Raw genomic sequence first — 5,295 nt, 5'->3', positions numbered from 1 at the left:
CCCAATTCTTAACAGTTTAATTTTAGACAATGAATTGTTGAATAAACACACCAAAACGCTTTCCGATTACGATTTTGAAAGCCAAGTTGGAGTGAATATTTTAGGGCATATTTTTGAAAATTCACTGAACGAGATTGAAAATGTAAATGCAGAAATAGAAGGTATAGAATTTGACAAGCAAACAACCAAACGAAAAAAAGACGGAGTATTTTATACGCCAAAATATATTACCAAATACATTGTAGATAATACAATCGGTAAACTCTGTGAAGAAAAGAAGCAAGAACTTGAAATAAAAGAAGAAGAATACAACAAAAGCAGAAAAGGAAGAAAAACAGATACTTTAAAGAAACTAAAAACAAAACTTGATAATTATAGGTATTGGCTTTTAACTCTTACCATTCTTGACCCCGCCTGTGGTTCTGGCGCTTTCTTAAATCAAGCATTAGACTTTTTAATAAAAGAGCATACTTACATTGACGAATTAGAAACTTCATTACTTGGTGGTGGAATGGTTTTGAAAAATATTGAAAATACAATACTCGAAAATAATATTTACGGAGTTGATATAAACGAGGAAAGTGTTGAAATAGCAAAACTTTCACTTTGGTTACGAACCGCCCAACCTCGAAGAAAACTAAACACTTTAAACGACAATATAAAATGTGGAAATTCACTAATTGATGACCTAAAAATTGCGGGAGATAAAGCATTTAATTGGTCTAATGAATTTCCGAAAGTTTTTAAAAACGGTGGTTTTGATGTGGTTATTGGTAATCCGCCTTATTTAGTTGTAAAAGGAGGTCGTTGGGTTGGTGGGTTTCAATATGATAAAAATGCAATAACTGATTTAAAAGAGAGGTTTGAAACAGCATCCCAACAAATTAATACTTATAATTTATTTTTAGAACTCGGTTTGAAGTTGACAAAAAACAAAGGTTTAATTTCTCAAATCACACCAAATACATTTTTAGCAAATGAATATTCTCAAAAACTCAGAAAATATTTAACAAACAATAGTCATATAATAGAAATATTTAATTCAGGTTTGGTTTTTGATGACGCAAGTGTAGAAACAGCAATAATAACTTATAAAAATTCAATTGAACCCAAATCATTAACGAATATTAAACTGTCAATTGATGAAATTCCATTGCAATTGCACTTATTGGAAATAATGTCTTTAACAGAAGACTCAAAATTTCTAATCAATGTAAATGAGAATACATTACAACTTCTAATAAAATTAAGTAGGCTTGAAAAAGTTAAAAAATACGCAAAAGTATGGAGAGGACTAACTACTGGTAACGATACAGAATATTTGACAAAAACTAAAAATACAGAAACTCATAAACCAATTATCTCAGGTAGTGAAATAGGTCGTTATTATCTTTATCCAAATCAGAAGTACGTAAATTATATTCCTGAATTACTCGATAGGGCAAGAGATGAAAGGATTTTTTTATTGAAAGAAAAACTTATCTCAAAATTTGTAGGTAATAAATTAACTTTTTGTTACGATAATTCTCAAAATTATGTAATAAATACGGCTTGCAGTACAGAAATTATTGATGAAAATATTAAACCGTTGTATTTACTTGCAATCTTAAATTCGAGATTAATAAATTTTTATTTTCAACAAATTTTTAGCGATTCAAGAGGGACATTTCCGATAATGAAATCTGGGAATATAGAAAGTCTACCATTAAAATATGTTGTAGAAGACAAGCAAAAGCTATTTATTTATAAAGCAAGTGAAACAATTAAAGTAACAGGTGATTTGCAGAAAAAGATTATAAATTATACTAATTATCTACAATCTCAATTCAGTATTGAAAAACTAAGCAAAAAACTACAAAACTGGCACGAGTTAGAATTTGTAGATTTTATAAAAGAACTGAACAAAGCAATAAAAAAGGCAAGTGGCGAAAAACTGACTAAAAAAGACGAAATGGAATGGATGGAACTTTTTGAAGAGAAAAAAGCAGAAGCCCAAACCTTAAAAACTGAAATAGAAAAGACTGATAAAGAAATAGACCAAATGGTTTATGAACTTTACGGACTAACAGAAAGTGAAATTAAAGTAATTGAAAATGAAGAATAACGCCCTACAACAATGTATATAAAAAATAGGCGAGTAGTTGTAACATCAAGGCTTATAGCCCGTTTGAACTTTCTTGTAGATTGAAAGTTTTGTGCTTCGGAATTGCTTACTTTTCATATACTTATCGTTAGTAAACATGCAGAAAAAGAAAACGAAACATTGTGCAATATGAAGAAAAGATAATTAGCATTGAAATTAAAATATAAGGAGTAAGCCGAAAATTCTAAAAAGAGTAGGGAAAATTTAAAAACCAAGTATTATGACAAAAAACAAATCAAGACCCTTAGTACTCCTCGTAGCAGGACTGCTATGGGCGGGCTTGGCACAAGCACAGGAATCTGCCAATACCTCCGGTGGTGATGCCACTGGTAGCGGAGGCACTGTTGTCTATAGTGTTGGACAAGTGGTTTACACCTCCAATACAGCAAGCACAGGAACTGTTGATCAGGGCGTTCAACACGCTTACGAAATTTACAATGTTGGAATTAAGGAAACAGCGTTAAACATTTCACTCTCTGCTTTCCCTAACCCAACAACGGAAAATCTAAGCTTGCAAATAAACGATTACAACAACGAACAGTTGTTGTATCAGCTATTTGATATGCAAGGAAAACAGTTAAGTAACGGACAAATAGTAGCACAGCAAACACAAATAAACATGAACAGTTTGCCTGCTGCTACCTACTTTATAAATGTTGTAAATCAGGAAAACAAAAAAGTTCAATCATTTAAAATAATTAAAAATTAAGAAATCATGAAACGAATAATCACAATTTGTGCAGCATTATTAATAACTGCAAATGTGTTCCTGCCACAGCAGGCAAGTGCTCAATCACCGGAAAGAATGAGCTATCAGGCAGTCATTCGCAATAGTAGTGATGCTTTAGTTACAAACACAAGTATAGGAATGCAAATAAGCATTTTGCAAGGTTCATCAAGCGGAACTGCTGTGTATGTAGAAACTCAAACACCTACTTCTAATGCCAATGGATTAGTAAGTTTGGAAATTGGAGCAGGAACAGTTGTAAGTGGAACTTTTAGTACTATCGACTGGACAAACGGACCTTATTTTATTAAAACGGAAACAGACCTAACAGGCGGAGCTACTTACACCATTACCGGAACAAGCCAGTTGTTAAGTGTGCCTTATGCTTTGCATGCTAAAACTGCCGAGAGCATTATAGGAACAATTAGTGAAACCGACCCAATATTCGGTGCATCAGTAGCAAGTGGCATTACAGGAACAGATACAACTAACTGGAACAACAAATTAGACAGCTACACCGAAACCGATTCAATATTCGGTGCATCAGTAGCAAGTGGCATTACAGGAACTGATACTACCAACTGGAACAATAAACAAGACCAATTAGTAGCAGGCACCAATATTAGCATAGTAGGGAATACCATAAGTGCAACAGGTGCAACAGGTGGAGGCTCTTCAAACGATTTCTATTTAGGTCAAGATACCTTAGGCGGCATTGTTTTTTACATTTACATAGGTAGCGATGGCAACCAACACGGGCTTATTGTAAACAAAAATGAAAGCATGGCTAAATGGCAGTATCCTAGTTACACAACAACGAATGCCACACGTAGCTGGGATGGCGTTTACAATACAGGTGAAATGACAGGTAGCCCTGCGGCAACTTATGTAAACGGTTTAACAGACGGAGGTTTTAATGATTGGTACTTACCTTCTATTGATGAGCTAAGCCTGCTATGGCACAACCGTTTTCATGCAAACAATGCCCTTAATGCAGGCTCTTTTACACTGTTATCAAATATTTCCATCTATTGGAGTAGTACGGAGTACAATGGTACTTACGCATTCCTCTTCACCTTCAACTATGGTGGCCCAAATTTCATGAAAAAGACCGATACTTTTCGTGTGCGTGCCGTTCGGGCTTTTTAACCACAGTGAAACAAAAAAGTTTCACGTGATAAACAATTTAACCTGTGCGAATGCTTTTGGGCGGAAGATTATTAAAAAAAATGGCATTATATTACGATTTACCTGTTTTTAAGGATGTATATAAGCTCGTGTTGAAGATTTTTGATTATACCAAAGATTATTCTACATTATCCAATATTCTGCAAAGTGCAAATAATCAGAACGGTATAATTAGCCCGACACTGTCGGACCAATTACAAAATGACAAGTATCCAGATATAGATGCTTTCTGATTTTGAGAAATGATATTGAGATATTAGGACATTAGAAAATGTTTTTTCTCAATTTAAAAATTTTAGTAAAAAAAATTAATATTCTTTTTGTTTAGATAATTTACCGCTTTCATCCCAAATATACCAAGTTCCTGTTTTATTGCCTTTGCTATAATTCATTTCATATCTTTTGGTTCCGTTATCATCCCAAATTATCCATTTTCCAGCTTTAAAATTATTTTTAAAGTTAGCTTCGGCAACTTTTATATTTTGTTTGTTCCATGTACTCCAAAGTCCGTCTTTTTTTCCATCTTTATAAGAGCGTATTTCATTAGTATCTCCATTTTCGAAAAATAAAATTATCTTTCCGTTCTTTTTTCCATCTTTCAATTCCATTTCGGTTTTTTTGTTACCGTTATCATAGAATTCAACATAAGTTCCGGAAAACAATTTATTGTCTTCGTTGTAATACAAACCTTCTTTGTCAATAATAATTTGTGAAAAAGATAACAGACTAAGAAATATATAAATAAACGTAAAGTAATATTTTTTCATGAAATTTTATTTGCAAATATAATATAAAACCTCAAAACTAAATTGAAAGTTGAATATTGCAGTATTGACTTATTGTTTTTTTAGTTCAATTTTTAATGTGTTGACAGAGGTTTTAGCTTTCACCATTTTTAACACATTCTTTTCATAAGAAATATATGATATTACAATGTCATATATTCCCGGTTTTAGATTTTTAAATTCAAATGTGCCATCAAAATCGCTATACACTTTTTCACTGCTTCCTTTGATTTCAATTAACACACCTGTCAAAGTTTCACCTGTTTCTTTATCAACAATTTTACCATTTATTTTTATGGTATTTTTTGTATTTCCATTAGTCGGATTGTTTTCATTACTTGCAAAACTTAATTGAAGTACAAGAACTGTAAAGACAATTGATAATAATAATTTTTTCATTTTTTTTATCTTTTAATTTTGCAACAAAACTAAAATACATTTGTTACATTTAT

At 32.1% G+C, this 5,295-nt stretch carries 5 protein-coding genes; 3 read left to right on the top strand and 2 right to left on the bottom strand.

Going from position 1 to position 5,295, the window contains the following annotated elements:
- From U9R42_02625 to U9R42_02615, 3 genes are all read left to right on the top strand, one after another.
- Positions 1 to 2,104, top strand: a 2,104-nt coding sequence (locus U9R42_02625) for a TaqI-like C-terminal specificity domain-containing protein (GenBank protein ID MEA3494909.1), incomplete at its 5' end; no start/stop codon positions are given.
- Between the two features lie 259 nt (positions 2,105 to 2,363).
- The gene (locus tag U9R42_02620; protein MEA3494908.1) at positions 2,364 to 2,852 is read left to right on the top strand and encodes a T9SS type A sorting domain-containing protein; all 489 of its coding nucleotides are present in this window, start codon (positions 2,364 to 2,366) and stop codon (positions 2,850 to 2,852) included.
- A gap of 6 nt (positions 2,853 to 2,858) precedes the next feature.
- Positions 2,859 to 4,019 (top strand): DUF1566 domain-containing protein, encoded by a 1,161-nt coding sequence (locus tag U9R42_02615; protein ID MEA3494907.1) that lies wholly within the window; start codon positions 2,859 to 2,861, stop codon positions 4,017 to 4,019.
- A gap of 347 nt (positions 4,020 to 4,366) precedes the next feature.
- Here the strand turns inward: U9R42_02615 and U9R42_02610 are convergent, their stop codons facing one another.
- Both U9R42_02610 and U9R42_02605 read right to left on the bottom strand, forming a co-directional pair.
- On the bottom strand, positions 4,367 to 4,825 hold the full coding sequence (locus U9R42_02610; GenBank protein MEA3494906.1) for a toxin-antitoxin system YwqK family antitoxin: 459 nt from the start codon (positions 4,823 to 4,825) through the stop codon (positions 4,367 to 4,369).
- 69 nt (positions 4,826 to 4,894) lie between these two features.
- Positions 4,895 to 5,242, bottom strand: a complete 348-nt coding sequence (locus tag U9R42_02605; GenBank protein ID MEA3494905.1) for a carboxypeptidase-like regulatory domain-containing protein — start codon at positions 5,240 to 5,242, stop codon at positions 4,895 to 4,897.
- Positions 5,243 to 5,295 lie beyond the last annotated feature (53 nt).

The organism is Bacteroidota bacterium, from assembly GCA_034723125.1.
Lineage (GTDB): Bacteria > Bacteroidota > Bacteroidia > CAILMK01 > JAAYUY01 > JAYEOP01.
Note: the sequence above shows the minus strand (reverse complement) of the source record. Positions and strands in the feature narration are given on the sequence as shown.

What these genes read in the sequence shown, in the direction of transcription:
- U9R42_02620 (MEA3494908.1), top strand. Translation starts at nt 2,364, where the DNA reads ATGACAAAAAACAAATCAAGACCCTTAGTACTCCTCGTAGCAGGACTG.
- U9R42_02615 (MEA3494907.1), top strand. Translation starts at nt 2,859, where the DNA reads ATGAAACGAATAATCACAATTTGTGCAGCATTATTAATAACTGCAAAT.
- U9R42_02610 (MEA3494906.1), bottom strand. Translation starts at nt 4,825, where the DNA reads ATGAAAAAATATTACTTTACGTTTATTTATATATTTCTTAGTCTGTTA.
- U9R42_02605 (MEA3494905.1), bottom strand. Translation starts at nt 5,242, where the DNA reads ATGAAAAAATTATTATTATCAATTGTCTTTACAGTTCTTGTACTTCAA.